Source organism: Cloacibacillus sp. An23 (genome assembly GCF_002159945.1).
Taxonomy (GTDB): Bacteria; Synergistota; Synergistia; order Synergistales; family Synergistaceae; genus Caccocola.
Genome location: NZ_NFJQ01000026.1, coordinates 1 through 1760 on the forward strand (window position 1 = coordinate 1; position 1760 = coordinate 1760).

Below are 1760 nucleotides of genomic sequence, written 5' to 3' on the forward strand. Positions count from 1 at the left end.
TTTATGAGCGGCAACATTATATTTCAGTCATGCGAATATATCCTGCGTATATTGTGCTGAGCCGTTGCGGAAATATATCATTTAACTTTAGGCAGAGGTTATCGTTCTCGTCATGCCGGGCTTGACCCGGCATCGAGTGTCGTTATATATCGCGGCGTATCAGAGCTGAAAGCCGCAGGATTCCGCGTCAAGCGCGGAATGACGGCAAATCTCTCTGTCTTTTGCCGGCAGTTAAGTGAGCATATTATGCATTTGTTAGCAGGAATGTCAGTTTTGTTGTTATGAGCGGCTGAATACATCAATACACGTAGAACGAAGCTTTTGCCGATAGAAAAAGAGAGACCCTTTCGGGTCTCTCTCAGGTTATCAGCTAGGCTGAATTAGAAGTCGATAGCGGTACGGAAGAGCACTACGCTTTCGCTGCCGGTGTAACCGTCCGCCTTCCCGTTACCGTCACCGTAGTCGATGTAGTTGTAGGCGAGCCAGAACTTGATTTGCGGCGTGTACTGATAGCCAATACCGATTGTGTACTGGTCAGTGTCATCAACTGTGTCAACATCCCAGTCGGTGGTGACATACTGGAGGAAGCTGCTCCATTTGCTCTCGCCCCACTGCTGTTCGGCTGTAATGAGCCACGTCTTATTCGTACCTTCGCTGCCAATTGCGGCACCAACCTGGTCGCTGCCGAAGAGCGCCGGATATACGCCAGCAGCTCTCGGTCCTACGAAAGCGTTGTCCTGCTCAACATACTGCACCCACAGAGAGGTGAACTTGAGGAGGTCCTGCTTGACATCGAGCAAAGCGCTCCAAGCCATCGGGCTGTCCTCTGTACCGTTCGGGGCGTTATCGCCGAGGTCCTGCCAGTAGTAGTAGCCGCGGAGAGCTATAGCGGGCGTGAAACTGTAGCTGAGGTACGCGCCGTACTGCTGGAAGTCGTCAAGATAGCCATAGTCGGTAACGAAATCATACTTTGTACCATTGATGGTCATAGATGTTGTCTTAGACTTGCCATCGCCATCAAAGTCAAAGAAGATACCCTGTACGCCGACATAGAAGTTCTCGCTGAAGTTAGCCTGAAGTTTCAGACCGTACTCCATGAACTCGTTGTCCTCATCGCCGTCGCGGATATCGAAGTTACGGCCGATAAGAAGCTCGGCGTCGAGCATACCGAAGCTCTTCTTGAAGTTGAATCCGTCGTAGTACTGGTCTTTCCAAAGTCCACCTTCGAGGTCACCCATTACGCTGTGGTAGAGTCCAGCGTCGCCTTCCCAGTCGCTGTAAACGCGACCGAGCGTCATCGTGATGTCCCACGGAAGTTTCGTCTGAACGAAGAACTTGTCAGCGAAGAAACTGTCAAGCGGACCTGAACCGTCGTTGAAGCGGAAGCGACCATAGAAGAACGTATTCTCGTCAATATACTTCGTGAGCATGAAGCGCGCGAAGCGGAATCCGAACTGATTATGGTCACCGGCGCTGTTGTTCTTGAAACCATAGGTGTTCTGATTATTATCGGCGTTGCTCGCAAAGCGCGCATCGAACCAGAACTGTCCGTTGATTTTCCATCCGCCGAGACGGTCCTCGAGCACCGCGACGCGCTTGTCGAGGGAATCGACCTTCACGCCGAGGGCGTCGAGCTCATCTTTGAATTCCATGACGAGCTTCTTGAGGAGTTCCATATCCTGCTTGCTGGCCTTTTCAGCGTCCACCGTCACGAGAGCGCGCGCCACTATCGACGCCATCTCATAACGAGTCGCCGGCTG

1 protein-coding gene is annotated in these 1760 nt (G+C 52.0%); it reads right to left on the reverse strand.

The window, feature by feature from the left end:
• Positions 1 to 380 precede the first annotated feature (380 nt).
• The coding region (locus B5F39_RS13915; RefSeq protein ID WP_239391317.1) for a hypothetical protein at positions 381 to 1760 on the reverse strand (1380 nt) is incomplete at its 5' end.